General features: G+C 70.8%; 20 protein-coding genes. 3 read left to right on the top strand and 17 right to left on the bottom strand.

Going from position 1 to position 22547, the window contains the following annotated elements:
• Window positions 1–3: 3 nt before the first annotated feature.
• Window positions 4–450, bottom strand: coding sequence for a DUF948 domain-containing protein (locus VE614_RS13145; RefSeq protein WP_324936013.1), 447 nt, complete (start codon window positions 448–450; stop codon window positions 4–6).
• Between the two features lie 162 nt (window positions 451–612).
• On the opposite strand from VE614_RS13145, the gene VE614_RS13140 reads away from it, so the two are divergent.
• A complete protein-coding gene (locus tag VE614_RS13140; RefSeq protein ID WP_324936011.1) occupies window positions 613–2772 on the top strand; it encodes an AAA family ATPase in 2160 nt (719 codons plus the stop codon).
• 22 nt (window positions 2773–2794) lie between these two features.
• Here VE614_RS13140 and rpsD read toward each other — a convergent pair whose 3' ends face one another.
• The 5 genes from rpsD to VE614_RS13115 all read right to left on the bottom strand — a co-directional run bounded on the left by rpsD (window position 2795) and on the right by VE614_RS13115 (window position 7977).
• Complete coding sequence (gene rpsD, locus VE614_RS13135) at window positions 2795–3409, bottom strand: 30S ribosomal protein S4 (protein WP_043498994.1); 615 nt, start codon at window positions 3407–3409, stop codon at window positions 2795–2797.
• 297 nt (window positions 3410–3706) lie between these two features.
• Window positions 3707–5062, bottom strand: coding sequence for a replication-associated recombination protein A (locus VE614_RS13130; RefSeq protein ID WP_324936008.1), 1356 nt, complete (start codon window positions 5060–5062; stop codon window positions 3707–3709).
• A gap of 60 nt (window positions 5063–5122) precedes the next feature.
• Window positions 5123–5785 carry a vitamin K epoxide reductase family protein gene (locus VE614_RS13125; RefSeq protein WP_324936006.1) on the bottom strand — a complete coding sequence of 221 codons (663 nt, stop codon included), beginning with the start codon at window positions 5783–5785 and terminating at the stop codon, window positions 5123–5125.
• Window positions 5786–5994: 209 nt separating this feature from the next.
• Window positions 5995–7257, bottom strand: a complete 1263-nt coding sequence (gene hisS / locus VE614_RS13120) for a histidine--tRNA ligase (protein WP_324936004.1) — start codon at window positions 7255–7257, stop codon at window positions 5995–5997.
• Window positions 7258–7269: 12 nt separating this feature from the next.
• Window positions 7270–7977: an MBL fold metallo-hydrolase gene (locus tag VE614_RS13115; protein ID WP_324936002.1), complete on the bottom strand. Its 708-nt coding sequence runs from the start codon at window positions 7975–7977 to the stop codon at window positions 7270–7272.
• Window positions 7978–8144: 167 nt separating this feature from the next.
• Here VE614_RS13115 and VE614_RS13110 point away from each other — a divergent pair, with 167 nt between their 5' ends.
• Window positions 8145–8954, top strand: coding sequence for a peptidylprolyl isomerase (locus VE614_RS13110; protein ID WP_324936000.1), 810 nt, complete (start codon window positions 8145–8147; stop codon window positions 8952–8954).
• Between the two features lie 134 nt (window positions 8955–9088).
• Window positions 9089–10318, top strand: coding sequence for a DUF349 domain-containing protein (locus VE614_RS13105; protein ID WP_324935998.1), 1230 nt, complete (start codon window positions 9089–9091; stop codon window positions 10316–10318).
• Window positions 10319–10383: 65 nt separating this feature from the next.
• Here the strand turns inward: VE614_RS13105 and VE614_RS13100 are convergent, their stop codons facing one another.
• From VE614_RS13100 to pdxS, 11 genes are all read right to left on the bottom strand, one after another.
• Complete coding sequence (locus VE614_RS13100; RefSeq protein ID WP_324935996.1) at window positions 10384–12942, bottom strand: RelA/SpoT family protein; 2559 nt, start codon at window positions 12940–12942, stop codon at window positions 10384–10386.
• A 183-nt stretch (window positions 12943–13125) separates the two neighbouring features.
• The gene (locus VE614_RS13095; protein WP_324935994.1) at window positions 13126–13665 is read right to left on the bottom strand and encodes an adenine phosphoribosyltransferase; all 540 of its coding nucleotides are present in this window, start codon (window positions 13663–13665) and stop codon (window positions 13126–13128) included.
• Window positions 13662–14774 carry a protein translocase subunit SecF gene (gene secF / locus VE614_RS13090; RefSeq protein ID WP_324935993.1) on the bottom strand — a complete coding sequence of 371 codons (1113 nt, stop codon included), beginning with the start codon at window positions 14772–14774 and terminating at the stop codon, window positions 13662–13664. The genes VE614_RS13095 and secF overlap by 4 nt, the downstream gene beginning before the upstream one ends.
• 1 nt (window position 14775) lies before the next feature.
• Window positions 14776–16566: a protein translocase subunit SecD gene (secD, locus tag VE614_RS13085; protein ID WP_324935991.1), complete on the bottom strand. Its 1791-nt coding sequence runs from the start codon at window positions 16564–16566 to the stop codon at window positions 14776–14778.
• Window positions 16567–16698: 132 nt separating this feature from the next.
• Window positions 16699–17175: a preprotein translocase subunit YajC gene (gene yajC, locus VE614_RS13080; protein ID WP_324935989.1), complete on the bottom strand. Its 477-nt coding sequence runs from the start codon at window positions 17173–17175 to the stop codon at window positions 16699–16701.
• A gap of 163 nt (window positions 17176–17338) precedes the next feature.
• Window positions 17339–18409 carry a Holliday junction branch migration DNA helicase RuvB gene (gene ruvB / locus VE614_RS13075; protein WP_324935987.1) on the bottom strand — a complete coding sequence of 357 codons (1071 nt, stop codon included), beginning with the start codon at window positions 18407–18409 and terminating at the stop codon, window positions 17339–17341.
• Window positions 18410–18527: 118 nt separating this feature from the next.
• Window positions 18528–19133, bottom strand: a complete 606-nt coding sequence (ruvA, locus tag VE614_RS13070; protein ID WP_324935985.1) for a Holliday junction branch migration protein RuvA — start codon at window positions 19131–19133, stop codon at window positions 18528–18530.
• The gene (gene ruvC, locus VE614_RS13065; RefSeq protein WP_324935983.1) at window positions 19130–19696 is read right to left on the bottom strand and encodes a crossover junction endodeoxyribonuclease RuvC; all 567 of its coding nucleotides are present in this window, start codon (window positions 19694–19696) and stop codon (window positions 19130–19132) included. The genes ruvA and ruvC overlap by 4 nt, the downstream gene beginning before the upstream one ends.
• 126 nt (window positions 19697–19822) lie before the next feature.
• The gene (locus tag VE614_RS13060) at window positions 19823–20575 is read right to left on the bottom strand and encodes a YebC/PmpR family DNA-binding transcriptional regulator (RefSeq protein ID WP_043499024.1); all 753 of its coding nucleotides are present in this window, start codon (window positions 20573–20575) and stop codon (window positions 19823–19825) included.
• A gap of 48 nt (window positions 20576–20623) precedes the next feature.
• Window positions 20624–21235, bottom strand: coding sequence for a pyridoxal 5'-phosphate synthase glutaminase subunit PdxT (pdxT, locus tag VE614_RS13055; RefSeq protein ID WP_324935980.1), 612 nt, complete (start codon window positions 21233–21235; stop codon window positions 20624–20626).
• Between the two features lie 53 nt (window positions 21236–21288).
• Entirely contained in the window at window positions 21289–22203 is a 915-nt protein-coding gene (pdxS, locus tag VE614_RS13050; RefSeq protein ID WP_324935978.1) for a pyridoxal 5'-phosphate synthase lyase subunit PdxS, read from the bottom strand.
• Between the last annotated feature and the right edge of the window lie 344 nt (window positions 22204–22547).

Raw genomic sequence — 22547 nt, 5'->3', positions numbered from 1 at the left:
CGTTCAGTCCTTCTCTCGGCGGAGGTTCCGCTTCGCCCGCCGCGAGGCCGGGACGGTGCGGCCCACGATCACGGTACGCCGGGGTGCCCGCTCGGGCACGTCGTCCTTGCGGCCGCTCAGCGCGCGGCGCACGCCGTAGCCGAACGCCGCGACCTTGACCAGCGGGCCGCCGAAGGTGGAGGCGACGGTGGTCGAGAGCGCCGACGCGTTCGACGTGACCTCCTGGACGTCGGAGGCGATCGCGTCGACCCGGTCGATCTGGGTCTGCGCGGAGCGTACCGCCGCGGAGGCGTCGGCCAGCAGCGGGACGGCCTGATCCGTCACGTCCGCCACGAGCTTGGTGGTCGCCTTGAGCGTCTGGGCCAGCCTCGCGAGAGCCACCGCGAGGAAGGAGACCAGGATCGCCCAGAAGACAGCCACCAGGATCCCGGCCACCTCTCCACCGGACACCTTGTGCACCCGCTCCCTGAAAACGCCTGAACATCGAGTAAGTCGTGCGACCGAGCCTATCGCGCCGGGGCCGGCGTTCCGTACCGGATTAGGGCGTGCGCGCAGCGGAGTTGCGTCCGGCGATTGTACGGACTGAATACGATTCAGTACGCTCCGTATTCCATGCGGGACCATCAGCGCGGCGACACCTCCCTGACCGGCAACCTCCCTGCGGAACTCGACGGGTTCGTCGGGCGAACCCCCGAACTCAGTGCCCTGGCGGCGGCGCTCGACACCTCGCGGCTCGTGACCGTGACCGGGGTCGGCGGCGTGGGCAAGTCGCGGCTGGCGGCACGCGCCGCCGCGGGTGCCGCGCCCCGCGACGGCGTCTGGCGGGTGGAACTGGCCCCGGTGCGCGACCCGGAGTTCGTCGACCACGTCGTCGTGGAGGCCCTGGGGCTGACCGACCACACCGCCCGGCTGCCCCGTGAGACGCTGCTCGGCCATCTCGCCGGCCGTGAAGTGCTGCTGCTCCTCGACGGGTTCGAGCACTTGGTGGAGGCCTGCGCCCACCTGGTGGTCGAGCTGCTGCGCGGCGCGCCGGGGCTGCGGGTGCTCGCCGTGGGACGTCGGCCGCTCGGGGTGACCGGGGAGCGGCTGTTCCCGCTCGCGCCGCTCGACGCGGAGGAGGCGGCCCTGCTGTTCGCGGACCGGGCGGGGCGGCAGGACGTGGCGCCGGACGACGAGCGGACCGTGCGGGAGCTGTGCCGGCGCCTGGACGGCATCCCGCTGGCGATCGAGCTGGCCGCGGGACGGCTGCGGGCCCTGACGCCGGAGCAGCTCCTCGACCGGCTCGACGACCGGTTCCGGCTGCTGACCGGCGGCGGGCGGGAAGGGCTGCCCCGTCATGAGACGCTGCGCACCGCGATCGGCTGGAGTCATGAGCTGTGCACTCCGCAGGAGCGGCTGCTGTGGTCCCGGCTGTCGGTGTTCACCGGGCCGTTCGACCTGGAGGCCGCCGAGTACGTGTGCGGCGGGCACGGCCTGCGCGCCGACGACGTGCTCGACGTGCTGTCCGAGCTGATCGCGCAGTCGGTGGTCGGACGGGAGCCGACCGGGGCGGGTGTGCGCTACCGGATGCTGGACACGGTCCGCGCGTACGGCGCCGACTGGCTGGCGGCGACCGGCGACGAGGACCGGCTGCGGCGGCGGCACCGGGACTGGTACACGGGCCTGGCCACCTGGTGCGAGCTGGACTGGTTCTCGCCGCGCCAGTCCGAGGTGGCGGCGCGGGTGGACGCGGAGCTGCCGAATCTGCGCAGTGCCCTGGAGTACTGCCTGACCGAGCCGGACGAGGCGCATCTGGGGCAGTACCTCGCGGGTTCCCTGTGGTTCTGCTGGGTCGGCTGCGGCCGGCTGGCGGAGGGCCGGCACTGGCTGGAGCGCGCGCTGGCGCTGGACTCCGCGCACGACCAGCCCCGGCTGAAGGCGCTGTGGGTGCTCGGCTATGTGGCCATCCTTCAGGGCGACGCGGTGGCGGCCCTGGCCGCGCTCCAGGAGTGCCGGGAAGGGGCGGAACGCTCGGCGAGCGCCACCGCGCTGGCGTACGCGGAGCACCGCACCGGGTGTCTGGCGCTGGTCACCGGCGACATCGACCGCGCGGAGACCCTGCTGCGCTCCGCGCTGCGCCGCTACCAGGAGATCGGCGAACTCAACAGCAACGTCCTGATGGGTCAGGTGGAGCTGGCGATGATCCGCGCCTTCCAGGGCGATCTGCCGGACGCGGTACGGCTGTGCGAGGACGTGCGGCGGGTGTGCGAGGACCACGGCGAGCGGTGGGCACGCGGGTACGCGCTGTACGTCCTGGCGTACGCGGCCTGGAGCGAGGGCGACCCGGGCCGGGCCCGCGCGCTGCTCACGGACTGCCTCCGCGGTGCGCACGGTTTCCGCGACCTGCTCGGCTCGGTGCTGTCGATCGAGCTGCTGGCGCTGGTCACGGCGACGGAGGGCGATGTCGCGGAGGCCGCGGTGCTCCAGGGCGCGGCCTCCCGCATGTGGCCGTCGGTGGGGCTGCCGCTGTTCGGGTCGGCGCACTACAACGGGCCGCACGAGCTGTGCGAGGCGATGGCCCGGGAGGGGCTGGGCGACGAGCGGTACGAGGCCTGCGCACGGGCCGGGGAGCGGCTGGACCAGGAGCAGGCGGTGGCCCGGGCGCTGGGCCGGGGGCAGGCGTTGGACGGGGTACCGGTGGCGCGCGGAGCGGCGCGGCGCACGCAGGGGGCGCTGGACATGCAAAAGCCCGCCGCCTCCCCCACCCGCAAGGGCGGGGAGACGACGGGCTGACGCGAGAGGTGCTACACCCGGATCAACGGGCGTAGTACTCGACGACGAGCTGCTCGTCGCAGATCACCGGGATCTCCTTGCGGTTCGGCTCGCGGTCCAGGCGGAACGCCAGGGCCTTGAGGTTCACCTGCAGGTAGCGCGGGGTCTCGCCGTCGGGGGCGAAGCCACCCTCGCGGGCGACCTGGAACAGCGGCTTCTCGCGGCTGCGCTCGCGGACCATCACGACGTCGTCGGGACGGACGCGGAACGAGGGCTTGTCGACCTTCTGGCCGTTGACCTCGATGTGGCCGTGGACGACCATCTGGCGGGCCTGGTAGATCGTGCGGGCGATGCCCGAACGCAGGACCAGCGCGTCGAGACGGCGCTCGAGCTCGACGATCAGGGCCTCACCGGTCTTGCCCTGGACCTTGGAGGCACGCTCGTAGGCGCGGACGAGCTGGCGCTCGGACACGTCGTACTGCGCGCGCAGACGCTGCTTCTCCAGCAGACGGACCTTGTAGTCCGAGTTCTGCTTGCGGCCACGGCCGTGCTCACCCGGCGGGTAGGGACGGGCCTCGAAGTACTTGACGGCCTTCGGGGTCAGCGCGATGCCGAGGGCACGCGACTTCTTGACCTTGGGGCGGGACTGGTTCGCCACTGTCTCTCATTTCCTTGTTTCGGCTTGTCAGAGTTTTGGGAGGTCGCATCCGCAGCCGGGGAAACCCGCCGGGTCCCATGGGACCTGCCGGGCAGCCGCTCCCCTGATCTGGGCACATACGTGCAGCACGCGAGTGGCCCACCGACCGCTCCCGGACTCCGGGGTGGTGGTGGGCTGCCCGCGACACCTTCGACGGTGCGCGACGCTCCTGGAGCCGGCCCCGGAGGACCGGGCTCCCGCTGACTGTTCCGTTCTGACTGCACGGAACGCAGCACTTCCGGCAAGTCTACAGGGCGCTCAGGACCGCCTGCGACCGAGGTGCTTCCTGGTCCACTCCACCGCGTCCGCGTACCGCGCCTCCGCGCCGTGCCGGGTCGGGGTGTAGTACTCCCGGTCCTTCAGGGCGTCCGGGGCGTACTGCTGGGCGGCGATGCCCTCGGGCACGTCGTGCGGATAGACGTACCCCTGCCCGTGGCCGAGCTTGGACGCGCCCTTGTAGTGCGAGTCCCGCAGGTGCGCGGGGACCGGCCCGGCCAGTCCCTTGCGTACGTCCTCCAGGGCGGCGCCGATCGCGGTCGTGGCCGCGTTGGACTTGGGGGCCAGGGCGAGGGCGATGGTGACGTGGCTGAGGGTGAGGGCGGCCTCGGGGAAGCCGATCATGGCGACGGCCTGGGCGGCGGCGACCGCGATCGGCAGCGCGTTGGGGTCCGCCAGGCCGATGTCCTCACTGGCGGAGATCATCAGCCGACGGGCGATGAACCGGGGGTCCTCACCGGCCTCGATCATCCGGGCCAGGTAGTGCAGGGCGGCGTCGACGTCGGAGCCGCGGATGGACTTGATGAGGGCGCTCGCGACGTCGTAGTGCTGGTCGCCGTCGCGGTCGTACTTCACCGCCGCCCGGTCGACCGTCTCCTCCAGCGTCGTCAGGGCGATCTCCGCCTCGCCCTTGTCGAGCGCGGCACCCGCGGCGGCCTCCAGGGCGGTCAGCGCGCGACGGGCGTCACCGCCGGCGATGCGCAGCAGATGGTCCTCGGTGTCCTCGGGGAGGGCGACGGCGCCTTTGAGGCCGCGCTCGTCGTCCAGCGCCCGCCGCAGCAGCCCGCGGATGTCGTCGTCCGTGAGGGGTTCGAGGGTGAGCAGCAGGGAGCGGGAGAGCAGCGGGGAGATCACCGAGAAGTACGGGTTCTCGGTGGTCGCGGCGATCAGCGTCACCCAGCGGTTCTCGACGGCCGGCAGCAGAGAGTCCTGCTGGGCCTTGCTGAAGCGGTGGATCTCGTCGAGGAAGAGAACGGTCTCCTTGCCGTACCCGCCCGTGGCGCGGCGGGCGCCGTCGATGACCGCGCGGACCTCCTTGACGCCCGCGGTGATCGCGGACAGCTCCACGAAGCGCTTGTTGGTGGCCTTGGAGACGACGTACGCGAGGGTCGTCTTGCCGGTGCCGGGCGGGCCCCACAGGATCACCGAGGACGGTCCGGCCGGTCCGCCGGAGCCCTCGCCGACCAGGCGGCGCAGGGGCGAGCCGGGTTTCAGCAGGTGCTGCTGGCCCACCACCTCGTCGAGGGTGCGCGGGCGCATCCGCACGGCCAGGGGACTGCCGGCCGGGTCCTTCTCCTGGCGTTCTTCTGCGGCTGCGGTGAACAGGTCGGGCTCCACGCTGGAAACCCTAAATCACCGCACTGACAATCCCCGCCGGTCCGGGCCCCGGGACCCGGCTCAGGCCCAGAGCTGGCTGCCCCAGCGGGTCAGGATCAGCATGGCGATGATGCCGACGTGGGTGACCGGCAGCACCCAGGTGAACTCGCCGAGGAACCGCTTGAGGCCGGCGGGGGCGGGCAGGAAGTCGTTGCGGACGTTGAACGAGGTGACGTACCAGAACATGACGATCGTGGCGACCCAGGCCAGTGAGCACCACAGGCACAGCGCGTTGATCTCGTACAGCGACTGGATCATCAGCCAGGTGCAGAACGCGACGCCGAAGAGGGTGCCGGCGTTGAAGGTGAGCCAGTACCAGCGCGGGAAGCGGGCGCGGGCCAGCAGGCTCATGCCGACGCAGATCACGATGCCGTACGTGACGAGGCCCAGCATCGGGTTGGGGAATCCGAAGACGGACGCCTGCTCGCTCTCCATGACGCTGCCGCAGGAGACGATCGGGTTCAGGCTGCAGCTCGGGGTGAACGTCTCGCCGCTCACCTTGCCTTCGAGGATCTTGAACTTGTCGATCGTGATGACCCAGGCGGCGAGCAGGCCCGCCGCGCCCGTGATCACCAGCAGCAGGGCGAAGGCCCGGCTGGCGCCCACCGTGCGCGGCTCGACGGCGGCGCGCGCCGGCTGCGGCTCGGGCTCGGTGGAGACGTCCTGGACTGTCGTCTTGCTCATCACGCCGATTCCGTCACTTGAGGAGGGTGGACCTGCTTCCGGCACCGGACATTGTGCCGCAAGCGACTGTGTGTCCACCGTTCGCTGCGCATAAGGACATACGGCCGAGCGATGCCCACCGTTCGGATCCGGACAACGGTGACGACCGCGACGAGGGCGCCGGGAGCCGGGAGCCGTTGATCGACTCCCGGCTCCCGCACGCCACCTCGTCAGCCCAGCCGGGCTTCCAGCTCGGCCACGATCTCGTTCACGCCGACCGCCTCCTGCTCGCCGGACGCCATGTCCTTGAGCTGGACGACGCCGTCGGCGAGGTCGCGCTCACCGGCCACGATCGTGTAGCGGGCGCCGCTGCGGTTGGCGTTCTTCATGGCCCCCTTGAGGCCCTTGCCGCCGTACGCGAAGTCCGCCGCGATCCCGGCCTTGCGCAGCTCGGTGACCTTCGCGAACAGCACGCGCCGGGCCTCCTCGCCGAGCGGCACCGCGAACACGCTGGTGGCGGCGGGCAGTTCCAGTTCGACGCCCTCCGCCTCCAGGGCGAGGACCGTGCGGTCCACGCCGAGGGCCCAGCCGACGGACGGCAGCGCGGGGCCGCCGATCATCTCGGACAGGCCGTCGTAGCGGCCGCCGCCGCCCACCGCGGACTGGGAGCCCAGGCCGTCGTGCACGAACTCGAAGGTGGTCCGGGTGTAGTAGTCCAGGCCGCGGACCAGCTTCGGGTCGTCCTCGAAGGCGACACCGGCGGCCGTGATCAGCTCGCGGACCTCCTCGTGGTACGCCTTGCAGGCGTCGCACAGGTAGTCGCGCAGGAGGGGGGCGCCCGCCAGCTGCTTCTGGACCGACTCACGCTTGTCGTCGAGGACGCGCAGCGGATTGATCTCCGCGCGGCGCAGGGTGTCCTCGTCGAGGTCGAGGCCGCGCAGGAAGTCCTGGAGCGCGGCCCGGTACACCGGACGGCACTCCTTGTCGCCCAGGCTGTTCAGCAGGATGCGGAAGTTCCTGAGGCCCAGCGAGCGGTACGCCTGGTCGGCCAGGATGATCAGCTCGGCGTCCAGCGCCGGGTCCTCGGCTCCGATCGCCTCGGCACCGACCTGGGAGAAGTGCCGGTAGCGGCCCTTCTGGGGGCGCTCGTAGCGGTAGTACGAGCCGGAGTACCAGAGCTTGACCGGGAGGTTGCCGGACTTGTGCAGGTTGGCCTCCAGGGCGGCGCGCAGCACGGACGCGGTGCCCTCGGGGCGCAGCGCGAGCTTGTCGCCGCCCTTGGTCTCGAAGGCGTACATCTCCTTGGTGACGATGTCCGTGGACTCGCCGACACCGCGCGCGAACAGCTCGACGTTCTCGAAGCCGGGCGTCTCGATGTAGCCGTAGCCGGAGTTGCGCAGCGGCGCGGCGATCGCCTCGCGCACCGCCAGGTACTTGGCGGAGTCCGGCGGGATCAGGTCGTACGTGCCCTTGGGGGCCTTGAAGGTGCTCACGGAACTCTCTCGTCACATTCCTCGTCGGGGAGCCTCGGGTGCTCCCTGGCCGTCGGCCACCTGTCGCAGATACGGGTTGGTGGCGCGCTCCTGGCCGATGGTCGTCTGGGGGCCGTGGCCGGACAGCACCACGGTCGAGTCGTCGAGCGGCAGGCACACGCGGGCCAGCGAGTCGAGCATCTCGGCCATGTCACCGCCGGGCAGGTCGGTGCGTCCGATGGAGCCGGCGAACAGCAGGTCGCCCGAGAAGAGGATCGGCGGGATGTCCGCCGCCTCGGGCAGGCCGAAGGTCACCGACCCCTTGGTATGGCCGGGCGCGTGCGCGACGGTCAGCTCCAGGCCGGCCAGCTCCAGCTTCGCGCCGTCGGCCAGCGTCCTGACGTCGTCCGGCTCCCCCACGGTCAGCTCCCCCATCAGCTGCGCTCCGACGGAACGGCCGAGGGCCTTCTCGGGATCGCTCATCATGTACCGGTCCTCTGGGTGGATCCAGGCCGGTACGTCGTGCGCGCCGCACACCGGGACGACCGAGGCCACGTGATCGATGTGGCCGTGGGTGAGGACGACGGCGACGGGCTTGAGCCGATGCTTCTTCAGCGCCTCTTCGACTCCAGGGGCCGCCTGGTGGCCCGGGTCGATGATCACGCACTCCTCACCGGCGGCGGGGGCGACCAGGTAACAGTTGGTCCCCCAGGCCCCGGCGGGGAACCCGGCAATGAGCACGATCGTCCTTCGTTGTGTCGATACGGGCGGCTACAGCTTCCGTCAGAGCCTACCGGCGCTGCCGTTTCCTCAGCGAACCCATATACGGTACGGGGCACACGCAGGCGGTCGGCTCAGAAGACGCACGCGTACCCGTCGACGTACGAGACGCATGAGGAGTAAACCCGGTGGTCAGCCAGGAACAGCGGCGGCGTCAGCTCGCCCGGGAGAAGTTCTTGCGGCAGCAGCAGCGGCGCACCGACGCGCGGCGCAAGGCGCGCACGCGCAACGCGGTGATCGCATCGGCACTGGGCGTCATCCTGGTCGGCAGCCTCGCGCTGTACACGACCGGGGCTCTCAAGGACGACGGCAAGGAGAACGCGGGCGCGGACGTCACGCCGAGCGCCACGAGCGCGCCGCCGGACCCGTGCGACAAGCCGGCCAAGGGCGAGGCCGAGTCGATGTCCTTCAAGAAGGAGCCGGCGATGACCATCGACACGTCGGCGAAGTACACGATGAAGCTGGTGACGACCTGCGGTGACATCGACGTGGCGCTGAAGGCGTCGGCGGCGCCGCACACGGTGAACTCGTTCGACTTCCTCGCCGGCAAGGGCTACTTCGACCACACCAAGTGCCACCGCCTGACCACCAACGGGATCTACGTGCTGCAGTGCGGCGACCCCACGGCCAGCGGCAGCGGCGGCCCGGGGTACCAGCTGAAGGACGAGAACCTGAAGGACAAGAGCCTGAAGGGCAACGTCTATCCGGCGGGCACGGTGGCGATGGCCAACTCCGGCCCGAACACCAACGGCAGCCAGTTCTTCCTGGTCTACCAGGACAGTCAGCTGCCGCCCAACTACACACCGTTCGGTACGGTGTCGGCATCGGGCATGACGGTCCTGAAGAAGATCGCCGCCGCGGGCGAGAACACCGGCGCCGGTGACGGGGCTCCGAACGCGACGGTCGTGATCGACAAGGCGACAGTCACGAAATCCTGACGCTCAGCTGCGAATTTCGGTCGCGCGGGATGCGGACAGGCAACCCGCCGGTCGCCTATGTTGGCCGTGACGAAACTGTGGACGATGCCCGGGGGAGCTGAGGCCCCCCGCAGGCATCATGTGGAGGAGGCGCTGTGAGCAGCGACCCGTGGGGCCGCGTCGACGAGACGGGGACCGTGTACGTGCGGACGGCCGACGGCGAGAAGGTCGTCGGCTCCTGGCAGGCCGGCTCCCCTGACGAGGCGCTGGCCTACTTCGAACGCAAGTACGAGGGCCTGGTTGTCGAGATCGGCCTCCTCGAGAAGCGAGTGCGGACCACCGATCTGTCGGCCAAGGACGCCCAGGCCGCCATCGACCATCTGCGCGAGCAGGTCGACGCGCACCACGCCGTGGGTGACCTCGACGCCCTGCGGACCCGGCTGGACAAGCTGGTGGAGACCGTCGAGAAGCGCCGCGAGGAGCGCAAGGCACAGCGCGCCAAGCAGTCCGACGAGGCCCGTCACGCCAAGGAGGCGCTGGTCGCGGAGGCCGAGCAACTGGCACAGTCCGACCAGTGGCGGGCGGCCGGGGAGCGGCTGCGTTCGCTGGTGGACACCTGGAAGGGCCTGCCGCGGCTGGACCGCAAGTCGGACGACGAGCTGTGGCACCGCTTCTCGCACGCCCGGTCGGCGTTCTCCAAGCGCCGCAAGGCGCACTTCGCGCAGCTCGACGCCCAGCGCGAGGAGGCCCGCAAGGTCAAGGAGCGGCTGGTCGCCGAGGCCGAGGCGCTGTCGAACTCGACCGACTGGGGCCCCACCGCCGCCCGCTACCGCGAGCTGATGGCGGAGTGGAAGGCCGCGGGCCGTGCCCAGCGCGAGCACGAGGACGACCTGTGGAACCGCTTCCGCGGCGCCCAGGACGTCTTCTTCGCCGCCCGCAGCTCGGTCTTCGCCGAGCGTGACGCCGAGCAGGCGGAGAACCTGAAGCTGAAGGAGGAGCTGGCCGAGGAGGCCGAGAAGATCCTCCCGGTCACGGATCTGAAGGCGGCGCGGGCCGCGTTCCGCTCGATCAACGAGCGCTGGGAGGCCATCGGCCATGTGCCGCGGGATTCCCGGCCCAAGGTCGAAGGCCGGATGCACGCGGTCGAGCGGGCCATCCAGGAGGCCGAGGAAGCCGAGTGGCGCCGGACGAACCCGGAGGCACGCGCGCGTGCCGAGGGTCTGACCGGCCAGCTCCAGGCCGCCGTGGACAAGCTCAAGGGCCAGATCGAGCAGGCGCGCGCCCAGGGCAACAACGCCAAGGCCGAGAAGCTGGAGCGGGAGCTGGAGGGCCGGCAGGCGCTGCTGGACCAGGCGCTGAAGGGTCTGCAGGAGTTCGGCGGCTGAGACGGAACCGCACCCGACGAGGGCGCCCGCACCGGGAAGGTGCGGGCGCCCTCGTCGTGTGCGGCCTACGACCGGTTGCGCGCCGACGTCACCCGGTACACGTCGTACACGCCCTCGACGCCCCGCACCGCCTTCAGGACGTGGCCGAGATGCTTCGGGTCGCCCATCTCGAAGGTGAAGCGGGAGGTGGCGACGCGGTCACGGGAGGTCTGGACGGCCGCGGAGAGAATGTTGACGTGCTGGTCGGACAGGACGCGGGTGACGTCGGACAGCAGCCGGGAGCGGTCCAGCGCCTCGACCTGGATGGCGACCAGGAAGACGGAGGACTGGGTGGGCGCCCACTCCACGTCGAGGATCCGCTCGGGCTCGCGGGACAGCGAGTCCACGTTCACGCAGTCGCTACGGTGAACCGATACGCCGCTGCCCCGGGTGACGAAGCCGATGATCGGGTCGCCGGGGACCGGCGTACAGCAGCGGGCCAGCTTGACCCATACATCCTCGACGCCCTTGACGACCACGCCCGGGTCGGCGCTCGTACGGCGTTTGCGACTGCGGCCGCGCGACGGCGGCACGCTCTCGTCGATCTCCTCGGTGGCCGCCTCCTCGCCGCCGAAGGCCTGGACGAGTTTCTGCACGACGTTCTGCGCGGAGACGTGCCCCTCCCCGATCGCCGCGTACAGCGCGGAGATGTCCGGGTAGCGCATCTCGTGCGCGAGGGTGACCAGGGAGTCGCCGGTGAGGATGCGCTGGATCGGCAGGTTCTGCTTGCGCATGGCGCGGACGATGGCGTCCTTGCCCTGCTCGATCGCCTCGTCGCGGCGCTCCTTGGAGAACCAGGCGCGGATCTTGTTGCGGGCGCGCGGCGACTTCACGAAGCCGAGCCAGTCGCGGGACGGGCCCGCGCCGGCCGCCTTCGAGGTGAAGACCTCCACCAGGTCGCCGTTGTCCAGCGTGGACTCCAGCGGGACGAGACGGCCGTTGACCCGGGCTCCTATGGTGCGGTGGCCGACCTCGGTGTGCACGGCGTACGCGAAGTCCACCGGGGTGGCACCGGCGGGGAGCGCTATGACGTCGCCCTTGGGGGTGAAGACGAAGACCTCGTTGCGGGAGAGGTCGAAGCGCAGTGATTCCAGGAACTCGCTGGGGTCCTCGGTCTCCTTCTGCCAGTCGAGGAGCTGCCGCAGCCACGCCATGTCGTTGATGGCGTCCTTGTCCTTGCCGGACGCCTTAGGCACGTCGGTGCGGACCTTGGACGCGCCGGCCACCGCGTCCTGCTTGTACTTCCAGTGCGCGGCGATGCCGTACTCGGCGCGGCGGTGCATGTCGAAGGTGCGGATCTGGAGTTCGACCGGCTTGCCGTTGGGGCCGATGACCGTCGTGTGCAGCGACTGGTACATGTTGAACTTGGGCATCGCGATGTAGTCCTTGAACCGGCCGGGGACCGGGTTCCATCGCGCGTGCACGGTGCCGAGGGCCGCGTAGCAGTCGCGGACGGTGTCCACGAGGACGCGGATGCCCACCAGGTCGTAGATCTCCGCGAAGTCACGGCCGCGGACGATCATCTTCTGGTAGACGCTGTAGTAGTGCTTCGGGCGGCCGGTGACCGTCGCCTTGATCCGGGCGGAGCGCAGGTCCTGCTGGACCTCGTCGGTCACTATGGCCAGATACTCGTCCCGCTTGGGGGCGCGCTCGGCGACCAGGCGGACGATCTCGTCGTACATCTTGGGGTAGAGGATCGCGAAGGCGAGGTCCTCCAGCTCCCACTTGATGGTGTTCATGCCCAGGCGGTGGGCGAGCGGCGCGTAGATCTCCAGGGTCTCGCGCGCCTTCTTCTCCTGCTTCTCGCGCTTGAGGTAGCGCATGGTGCGCATGTTGTGCAGGCGGTCGGCGAGCTTGATGACCAGGACGCGCGGGTCCTTGGCCATGGCGACGACCATCTTGCGCACGGTCTCGGCCTGCGCGGCCTCGCCGAACTTGACCTTGTCCAGCTTGGTGACGCCGTCCACGAGCAGGGCGACCACGTCGCCGAAGTCGCGGCGCAGGTCCTCCAGGCCGTACTCGGTGTCCTCGACGGTGTCGTGCAGCAGGCCCGCCATCAACGTGGCCGGATCCATACCCAGCTCGGCGAGGATGGTGGTGACGGCGAGGGGGTGCGTGATGTACGGGTCACCGCTCTTGCGCTTCTGGCCGCGGTGCCAGCGCTCGGCGACCTGGTAGGCGCGCTCGATCTGGCGGAGCGTCGACGTCTCGATCTTGGGGTCGTTGCTCCGGACTATCCGCAGCAGCGGCTCGAGGACCGGGTTGTACGGGTTCGCGCGCTGCACACCGAGGCGGGCGAGGCGGGCACGAACACGGTTGGAGGAGCCGGAGCGGGCGGGCTGCGACGACGTGGCCGGGCGGATCGGCGGCGTGGGGCGCTCGGCGGACGGGGATCCGCCCGTCTTGGCGGAGTCCGGAGCGGGGGACGGCTCGGGGCGCGCCTGCTCCGAGCCCTTGGCGACGGGCGCGGACTCGCCGTGCTGGGCCGCCCCGCGCGGGTCGTTCTTCGCGGGCGCGGGCTGGGCCGCGGGCTCCGAGCCGCGCTCGGGCTTGGCGGCGGTCAGGTGCTGGGCCTCGTCTGGCAAGAGGGCTCCTCGTGCGCGATCCGGGTCCCCCGGTCAGGCTCCGGAAACCCCATGGTAGCGATCCTGGGCTCCGGGATCGCCTTCAGGCCAATGTGAAAGCGGTCTACCAGGCAAACACATGAGGCGGGCGCCGGATTCCTCCGGGCCCGCCTCAGCGGTGTCGTACGGCCGTCCGTCCCTTGCTCAGACGACGAGCAACGCCTCCAGCGGGGCGCCGTCGAGGGCCGGTGCCAGCCGGCTGCGGCCGTCGAGGAACGCCAGCTCCATCAGCACGGCGACGCCCGCCACCTGGGCACCGGCGCGGCGGATCAGCTGGAGGGAGGCCTCGGCGGTGCCGCCGGTGGCCAGCACGTCGTCGATGACCAGGACGCGGTCCTGTGCGCTCAGGTCCTCGGCGTGCACCTCGATCTCCGCCGAGCCGTACTCCAGGTCGTAGGACTGGCGCAGGGTGGCCCCGGGGAGCTTGCCGGCCTTGCGGACCGGGATGAAACCGACGCCCACGCGGACGGCGACCGGGGCGCCGAGGATGAATCCGCGGGCCTCCAGGCCGACGATCTTGGTGGCGCCGGTGCGCTCCACGACCTCGGCCAGCGCGTCGGTGAGCGCGGTGAACGCCGCCGGGTCCGCGAGGAGCGGGGTGATGTCCTTGAACATCACCCCGGGCTCCGGGTAGTCCGCGACATCGCGGATGCGGCTGAGCAGCAGCTCCTTGATGTCGGTCATCGGCGCTTCCCGGAGGGGCGGCCACGGCCGCGGGTGCGGGCCGCGGACTGGTCGCGGGGACCGACGACCGCGGGCGCGACGTCGTCGTACGCCTCGTCGTCGCTGTGCCCGGTCTGCGGCTCGTCCTGGTCGCCGCCCTGCGCCCGCTTGGCCAGGACGCGCTTCTTCAGGGCCTTCATCTGCGGCTCGCGCTCCTTGAGGTCCGCGACGAGCGGCGTGGCGATGAAGATCGAGGAGTACGCGCCGGCCGCGAGGCCGACGAACAGCGACAGTGAGATGTCGTTGAGCATGCCGGCGCCGAGGACGCCGCCGCCGATGAAGAGCAGGCCCGCCACCGGCAGCAACGCGACGACCGTGGTGTTGACCGAGCGGACCAGGGTGCTGTTGATCGACCGGTTGGCGATGTCGCTGTAGGTCCAGCGGGTCTGCTTGGAGATGTCCCTCGTCTGCTCCTTGAGGCTGTCGAAGACGACGACCGTGTCGTAGAGCGAGTAACCGAGGATGGTCAGCAGACCGATCACCGTGCCCGGCGTCACCTCGAAGCCGACGAGGGCGTAGATCCCGACGGTGATGGTGATGTCGTGGATCAGGGCGACGAACGCCGCCACCGCCATGCGCCACTCGAAGGCGATCGCCAGGTAGATCACCACGAGGATCAGGAAGATACCGAGACCTTGCCAGGCCTTGTTGGCGATCTGGTCACCCCAGCTGGGGCCGACCAGCTCGGCGTTGATCGACTCGGGGTCGACCTTCATGTCCTCGGCCAGCGTGTCCTTGATCTGGTCGGCCCGCTCGGTGTCGATACCGGCGACCTGGATGCGGAGGCTGCCGTCGTCGCCGTTGCCGAGCTTCTGGACGATGGCGTCGTGGCCGGAAGCCTCTTCCGCGTACTCCTCGGCCTGGGAGACCGAGACGGAGGTCTTGCCGGTGGTGAAGACGGCGCCGCCCTGGAACTCGATGCCCATGTTCAGGCCGCGCACCGCCAGGCCGACGATGGCCGTGATGGTGATCAGTATCGAGATGCCGTACCAGATCTTGCGGTTCTTGACGAAGTCGTAGCCGACCTCGCCACGGTGCAGTCGGGCGCCGAGGTTGCCGAGCTTCGACATCTCAGGCCTCCTTCGTTTCGACGGGGCCGGCGGCGGGACGGCGGGTGCGGCGCAGCGGCGGCCGGGCACCCAGGCGCTTCGGGTCGAGGCCGGACCAGGGGTGGCCCTCCGCGAAGAACTTGCGGCGCGCGAGCAGCGTCAGCAGCGGCTTGGTGAAGAAGAACACGACCACGACGTCGAGGACGGTGGTCAGGCCGAGCGTGAAGGCGAAGCCCTGGACCTTGCCGACGGTGACGACGAAGAGCACCGCCGCGGCGAGGAAGGACACGAAGTCGGAGACCAGGATGGTGCGCCGGGCGCGCGGCCAGGCCCGCTCGACGGCGGGGCGCAGCGTGCGGCCCTCGCGGATCTCGTCCCGGACCCGTTCGAAGTAGACGATGAACGAGTCCGCCGTGATACCGATGGCGACGATGGCACCGCAGACGGCCGGCAGGTTCAGCGCGAAGCCGATGGCCGGGCCGAGCAGGGACATGATCACGTAGGTGAGGGCGGCGGAGACCAGCAGCGAGGCGATCGCGATGAGCGACAGGCCGCGGTAGTAGAGCACCAGGTAGAGCACGACGAGGGCGAGGCCGATGGCGCCCGCGATCAGACCGGCCTCCAGCTGCTCGCCGCCGAGCGCCGCGGTCACGGTGGTGACGCTGTCCTCCTTGAAGGTCAGCGGGAGGGCGCCGTACGACAGCATGTTGGCGAGGCCCTGGGCCTCCTGCTGGGTGAAGCTGCCGGAGATCTCGGCGTTGCCGCCGGTGATGGCCTGGTTGACGTACGGGCTGGAGACGACCTCGCCGTCCAGGACGATGCCGAACTGGTTCTGCGGCTGGGGGTTCTGCGCCAGCTTGGCGGTGATGTCGCCGAACTTCTTGTCGCCGCCGGAGGTGAAGTCCATCTGGACCTTCCAGCCGGCGCCGCTCTGGGTGTCGTAGACGGCCTGGGCCTTCTTGACGTCGGTGCCGTCGACGGCGGCCGGGCCGAGCAGGTACTTGTACCAGACGCCCTGGATCTCGCCGCAGCCGACCGTGGTGTCCTCGGGCTTGGAGCCCTCGCCGGCCGTGGTGCGGGCGCTCTCCTTGGAGCAGTCGAGCGTGGCGTAGGCGGCCTGCGCGTCGGTTGCGGAGCCCGTGCCGCCGCTCGCGCCGGCGGACGGGGACGGGCTGGCCGACGGGGAGCCGGAGGCGCTGCCGGACGGGGTGGGGTCGGCCTTCAGGGCGTCGGTGACCGCGCGGCCCTGGGTGGTGGCGGAGGCCGAGGGCGTGCCGCTCGCGGAGGCGGACGGGCTCGCCTTGTCAGTGGCCTTGTCGGTGGCCTTGTCGGTGGCCTTGTCGGAGGCGGAGGGGCTGGGAGAGCCGCTCGGCGTTCCGCTGGGCGAGGGGGTGGCGGCACCGCCGGAGGGCTCGGTGGCCAGCACCGGACGGAAGTAGAGCTTGGCGGTGGTGCCGACCTGATCCCGGGCCTGCTTGGAGTTCGTGCCCTTGGGGATGTTCACGATGATGTTGTGCGTGCCCTGCGTCTGGACTTCCGCCTCGGACACGCCAAGACCGTTGACCCGCCGCTCCATGATGGAGACCGCGGTGTCCATGTTGGTCTTGTTGATCGCTGCCTCGTTGCCGTCCTCCGCGACGGCGCGGAGCGTGATGCTCGTGCCGCCGGCCAGGTCGATGCCGAGCCGCGGAGTGGTGTGACCGGAGGCGAACATGCCCCCGGTGAGCGCCACGATGGCGATCAGGATCAGGGCCAGCGAGCGCCCCGGCTTGCTCTGGGCGCTCGCGTTCCGGCCCCTTTTAGGTGCTGCCACCTTCTCGTACTCCCTCTCGGGCCGCCTCGCGCCGGGTGGGCGTGCGGGCGGCCATGACATGGTCTCGGGATCCCGCGCGGGATGCGCGTGTCCCGGGGCAAACGAGTCCCGCCCGCGCGCCCCGGGACATCACTACTTCGCGTCGGTGTCGCCGTCGGTCTTCTTCGGCGCCTCGTGCGCGGTGTCGTCGGAGGGCTCCACGTCCTTCTTGCCGAGGTCGACGGCCTTGTCGTCGGAGGCGGCGGCAGCGTCGGAGTCGCCGTCGGTCTCGGTGAGGGCGGAGGCGTCGTCCGGGACGAGGTCCGCGTCGGACTTCAGGTCGTGCTCGATGCCGTGGACGATGCGGTTGTACTCGTCGTCGGAGAGGACGGCACCGATCGAGTTCTTGGCGAAGATCAGCTCGACGCCCGGCCCGGCGTCGAGGAGGACCGTGTCCTCGTTGACCTCCTTGACCGTCGCGTACATGCCCCCGATGGTGCGAACGCCGGAACCGGGCTGCATCTGGTTCCGCATGTCGATGGCCTGCTGCTGCTTCTTCTTGGCCGACCGGGTCATCAGGATCATGGCCCCGATGAGCACGATGAACGGGAGGAGGGTCACGAGACTCACGGGTCGGTACTTCCTTCACACGACCGCGATGGTGAGCGGCCTGATGGTTGGGGGTTTGTGCGCCGCCGACTTAGGCGGCATCGGCGGAGTCTAAGCGAGTCCGCGCGCAGGGAACAACGCTCAGCATGGCACCGGGGTTCCTGCTCCGGCGATTCCCTCGCCGTCACGCCCCGAACAGGTCCTGTTGTCCGTTTCCCCCGCCCTGCGAGCGGGGCGGGGTGAGGCCGAGATGCGTCCATGCGGCCGGGGTGGCGACCCGGCCGCGGGGGGTGCGGGCCAGCAGGCCCTCCCGGACCAGGAAGGGCTCGGCGACCTCCTCGACGGTCTCGCGCTCCTCCCCCACCGCGACGGCGAGCGTCGACAGGCCCACCGGTCCCCCGCCGAACAGCTTGAGCAGGGCCTCCAGGACGGCGCGGTCCAGGCGGTCGAGTCCGCGGGCGTCGACCTCGTAGACCGCGAGGGCCGCCGCGGCGATCTCCCGGGTGATCACGCCGTCGGCCTTGACCTGGGCGTAGTCCCGGACCCGGCGCAGCAGGCGGTTGGCGATACGGGGCGTGCCACGGGAGCGCCCCGCGATCTCCGCCGCGCCGTGGGCGTCGATCTCGACGTCCAGCAGGCTGGCGGACCGGTGGACGACACGCTGGAGTTCGGCCGGTTCGTAGAACTCCATGTGCGCGGTGAAGCCGAAGCGGTCGCGCAGCGGGGGCGGCAGCAGGCCCGCCCGGGTGGTGGCGCCGACCAGGGTGAAGGGCGGGAGCTCCAGGGGGATGGCGGTGGCGCCGGGGCCCTTGCCGACGATGACGTCGACGCGGAAGTCCTCCATCGCCATGTACAGCATCTCCTCGGCGGGCCGGGACATGCGGTGGATCTCGTCCAGGAACAGCACCTCGCCCTCCTGGAGGGAGGAGAGGATCGCCGCGAGGTCGCCGGCGTGCTGGATGGCGGGACCGGAGGTGATGCGGATGGGGGCGCCCATCTCGGCCGCGATGATCATCGAGAGGGTGGTCTTGCCGAGGCCGGGCGCGCCGGAGAGCAGGACGTGGTCGGCGGTCGCGCCGCGCGCGCGGGCGGCGCGCAGCACCAGGTCCAGCTGCTCGCGGACCTTCTCCTGGCCGATGAACTCGCCCAGGTCCTTCGGGCGCAGGGCGGCCTCGACGGCCTGGTCCTCACGGTCGGCGACAGGGCCCACCAGCCGCTCGCCGGCGGAGGTGTCGGTCGTGTCGTCCCAGTTCATGGAGTGTGCCTCGGGGGTCGCGGTCGGATGGGGCGTACGCGGATGAGAGAGCCGCTCGCGGGGGCGGTTTCCGGCCTGATCGGGCCAGGAAGGCGCCGCGCCGCGGACGGCGCGGGCGTCAGCGGGCTCGGTTCAGGGTCTGCAGCGCGGCCTTCAGGAGCTGGCCGACCTGGGGCGGGCCGTCGGCGGCCTCGGCCTGCGGGGCCACGGCGGCGACGGCCTCGTCGGCCTCGCGGGTGGCGTAGCCCAAGCCGATGAGCGCGGCGTGCAGCTGGTCGCGCCAGCCGGAGGAGACCGGGGCGCCGACGGCGGGGGCGCCGAGGGGTTCGCCGAGGCGGTCCCTCAGCTCCAGCAGCAGCTTCTGGGCACCCTTCTTGCCGATGCCGGGGACCGCGGTGAGCGCCTTCTCGTCGCCGGTGGAGACCGCGCGGCGCAGGGCGTCGGGGGTGTGCACGGCGAGCATGGCCTGGGCGAGACGGGGGCCGACGCCGCTCGCCGTCTGGAGCAGTTCGAAGACCTGGCGCTCGTCGTCGTCGGCGAAGCCGTACAGCGTGAGGGAGTCCTCTCGCACGACCAGGGAGGTGGCGAGCTTCGCGGCCTGGCCGAGGCGGAGCGTGGAGAGCGTGTTAGGCGTGCACTGGACGGCCATGCCGACACCGCCGACCTCGATCACCGCGGTGTCCGGGGCGAGGGCGGCGACCGTGCCGCTGACGAAGGCGATCATGTCGTACGGCCTTTCGTTGCGTGTGCTGCGTGCTGGGTGACCGCCTGCTGCAGGCGGTTCTGGGCGACGGCCCGCTGGAGGCGGTTCTGGGCGGGGGCGCGCCAGATGTGGCAGATGGCGAGCGCGAGGGCGTCGGCCGCGTCGGCCGGCTTGGGCGGCGCGGCCAGTCGCAGCAGACGGGTGACCATGGCGCCGACCTGGGCCTTGTCCGCGCGGCCCGAGCCGGTGACCGCGGCCTTGACCTCGCTCGGTGTGTGCAGGGCGACGGGGATGCCCCGGCGGGCGGCGCACAGCATGGCGACCGCGCTGGCCTGCGCGGTGCCCATCACGGTGCGGACGTTGTGCTGGCTGAAGACGCGCTCCACCGCCACGAACTCGGGGCGGTGCTCGTCGAGCCACTGCTCGATGCCCCGCTCCACGGCGACGAGGCGGTCCCCCAGCTCCGCGTCGGCCGGTGTGCGCACGACACCGACGCCGAGCATGGTCAGCGGTCTGCCGGGCACGCCCTCGACCACTCCGACACCGCACCGGGTCAGTCCCGGGTCCACCCCCAGTACGCGCACCCGCCCCTCCTTCGCTCGCCTGTTTGTGCAGGCTATCGGGTGGCACTGACAACGCCGCGCAAAGCGACGGGCCGACGGGGTGTCTCCCGTCGGCCCGTTCGGCTCGCTGTGCTGTCCGGCTCGGCGTCAGGCGTCGACCTTCTCCATGACCTCGTCGCTGACGTCGAAGTTGGCGAAGACGTTCTGCACGTCGTCGCTGTCCTCCAGCGCGTCGATCAGCTTGAAGATCTTCTTGGCGCCCTCCTCGTCCAGCTCGACCTGCATGGTCGGGACGAAGTTGGCCTCGGCGGAGTCGTAGTCGATCCCGGCGTCCTGGAGGGCGGTGCGGACCGCGACCAGGTCGGTGGCCTCGCTGATCACCTCGAAGTTCTCGCCGAGGTCGTTGACCTCCTCGGCGCCCGCGTCCAGGACGGCGGCGAGGACGTCGTCCTCGGTCAGCTCGCCCTTGGGGACGATGATGACGCCCTTGCGGTTGAACAGGTACGACACCGAGCCCGGGTCGGCCATGGAGCCGCCGTTGCGGGTCATGGCGACACGGACCTCGGAGGCGGCGCGGTTGCGGTTGTCGGTCAGGCACTCGATGAGCACCGCGACACCGTTCGGGCCGTACCCCTCGTACATGATCGTCTCGTAGTCGGCGCCACCGGCCTCCAGGCCGGCGCCGCGCTTGACCGCGGAGTCGATGTTCTTGTTCGGAACCGACGACTTCTTCGCCTTCTGGATGGCGTCGTACAGCGTCGGGTTGCCGTCCGGGTCGGCGCCGCCCATCCGGGCCGCGACCTCGATGTTCTTGATCAGCTTCGCGAAGAGCTTGCCGCGCTTGGCATCGATCACGGCCTTCTTGTGCTTCGTCGTGGCCCATTTAGAGTGGCCGGACATCTGCCTGTCTCCTTCGCGTAACCCATCTCCGTACGAACGGCAGAGATCCTACAAGGACTCCGCCGCCCGGTTCGCGCGCACCATGTCGACGAACAGGGAGTGCACGCGGTGGTCGCCGGTCAGTTCCGGGTGGAACGACGTGGCCAGCGCGTTGCCCTGGCGGACCGCCACGATGTGGCCGTCGTGCTCGGCGAGCACCTCGGTCCGCGCGCCGACGGACTCCACCCAGGGGGCGCGGATGAAGACGCCCTCCACGGGATCGCCGTCGACGCCCTTGAGGTCGACGGCCGCCTCGAAGGACTCGTTCTGCCGCCCGAAGGCGTTGCGGCGGACGATCATGTCGATGCCGCCGATCGTCTCCTGGCCCGAGCGCGGGTCGAGGATCTTGTCGGCGAGCATGATCATGCCCGCGCAGGTGCCGTAGACCGGCATGCCGTCCCGCACGCGCGCGCGGAGGGGCTCCATCACTCCGAAGAGGACGGCCAGCTTGGAGATGGTGGTGGATTCACCGCCGGGCAGGACGAGGCCGTCGACCTCGGCGAGTTCCTCGGGGCGCCGGACCGGCCTGGCCACGGCGTCCGCCGCGGCCAGGGCGATCAGGTGCTCCCGTACGTCGCCCTGGAGGGCCAGGACGCCTATGACAGGGGCTTCGTTGCTCATCAGGTGACTACCAGCTCGGTTGACGACCAGCTCGGGATTACCAGCTCGGGTGATTACCAGCCGCGGTTGGCGTAGCGCTCGGCCTCGGGGAGGGTGTCGCAGTTGATGCCGACCATGGCCTCGCCCAGGTTGCGGGACGCGTCGGCGATGATCTTCGGGTCGTCGTAGAAGGTGGTGGCCTTCACGATGGCGGCGGCGCGCTTGGCGGGGTCGCCCGACTTGAAGATGCCGGAGCCGACGAAGACGCCCTCGGCGCCCAGCTGGCGCATCAGCGCGGCGTCGGCCGGGGTGGCCACGCCACCGGCGGAGAACAGCACCACCGGGAGCTTGCCCAGCTCGGCGACCTCCTTGACCAGCTCGTACGGGGCGCGCAGCTCCTTGGCGGCGGCGTACAGCTCGTTGTTGTCGAAGCCGCGCAGCTTGGCGATCTCGTTCTTGATCTGGCGCAGGTGGCGGACGGCCTCGACGACGTTGCCGGTGCCCGCCTCGCCCTTGGAGCGGATCATCGCGGCCCCCTCGGCGATACGGCGCAGGGCCTCGCCCAGGTTGGTGGCACCGCAGACGAAGGGGGCGGTGAACGCCCACTTGTCGGAGTGGTTGACCTCGTCGGCCGGGGTCAGCACCTCGGACTCGTCGATGTAGTCCACGCCGAGGGACTGGAGGACCTGCGCCTCGACGAAGTGGCCGATACGCGACTTGGCCATCACCGGGATCGAGACGGCGTTGATGATGCCCTCGATCATGTCCGGGTCGGACATGCGGGCAACACCGCCGTCCTTGCGGATGTCGGCCGGGACGCGCTCCAGGGCCATGACGGCGACGGCGCCCGCGTCCTCGGCGATCTTCGCCTGCTCCGGCGTGACGACGTCCATGATCACACCACCCTTGAGCTGCTCGGCCATGCCGCGCTTCACGCGCGCGGTGCCGGTCTCGGGGGTCTGGGCGGAGTTGGGGAGCGTGGTGGACACGGGTATGACCTCACTGGGTGAAAGAGGGTTACTGCTCCATCGAGGAAACGCGAGGAACCCAGTCCACAGCAAGGGCCAATGAGGATGCGGTGGCTCGTTTTGTGGGTGGTGGCTCGTTTGCGGGCTTGGCTGGGGCTCAGCGGCCCGGGCGGCGGGCTCGCGGCCGTCCTGCGGCTCCGGCGAAGGGGCTGGGGGCCGCCTCGGTGGCCCTGGGGTCGGTCGGCCGTGGTCACCGCGGGTGCCCCGGGCATGGGGCCGTGGCCGCCACAGACACCGGAGCGTGCGGCCGTGGCCGCCACAGGCACCGGGCATGCGGCCGTGGCCGCCACAGGCGGCCCTGCCGG

The sequence above is a fragment of the Streptomyces sp. genome, from assembly GCF_035645055.1.
Classification (GTDB): domain Bacteria; phylum Actinomycetota; class Actinomycetes; order Streptomycetales; family Streptomycetaceae; genus Streptomyces.
The sequence above is the reverse complement of the archived record's forward strand: the minus strand, read 5'-3'. Positions and strand labels throughout refer to the sequence as shown.

What these genes read in the sequence shown, in the direction of transcription:
- VE614_RS13140 (WP_324936011.1), top strand. Translation starts at nt 613, where the DNA reads ATGCGGGACCATCAGCGCGGCGACACCTCCCTGACCGGCAACCTCCCT.
- VE614_RS13125 (WP_324936006.1), bottom strand. Translation starts at nt 5,785, where the DNA reads ATGAGCAAGACGACAGTCCAGGACGTCTCCACCGAGCCCGAGCCGCAG.
- VE614_RS13095 (WP_324935994.1), bottom strand. Translation starts at nt 13,665, where the DNA reads ATGACCGACATCAAGGAGCTGCTGCTCAGCCGCATCCGCGATGTCGCG.
- secF (WP_324935993.1), bottom strand. Translation starts at nt 14,774, where the DNA reads ATGTCGAAGCTCGGCAACCTCGGCGCCCGACTGCACCGTGGCGAGGTC.
- ruvB (WP_324935987.1), bottom strand. Translation starts at nt 18,409, where the DNA reads ATGAACTGGGACGACACGACCGACACCTCCGCCGGCGAGCGGCTGGTG.
- ruvA (WP_324935985.1), bottom strand. Translation starts at nt 19,133, where the DNA reads ATGATCGCCTTCGTCAGCGGCACGGTCGCCGCCCTCGCCCCGGACACC.
- VE614_RS13060 (WP_043499024.1), bottom strand. Translation starts at nt 20,575, where the DNA reads ATGTCCGGCCACTCTAAATGGGCCACGACGAAGCACAAGAAGGCCGTG.
- pdxT (WP_324935980.1), bottom strand. Translation starts at nt 21,235, where the DNA reads ATGAGCAACGAAGCCCCTGTCATAGGCGTCCTGGCCCTCCAGGGCGAC.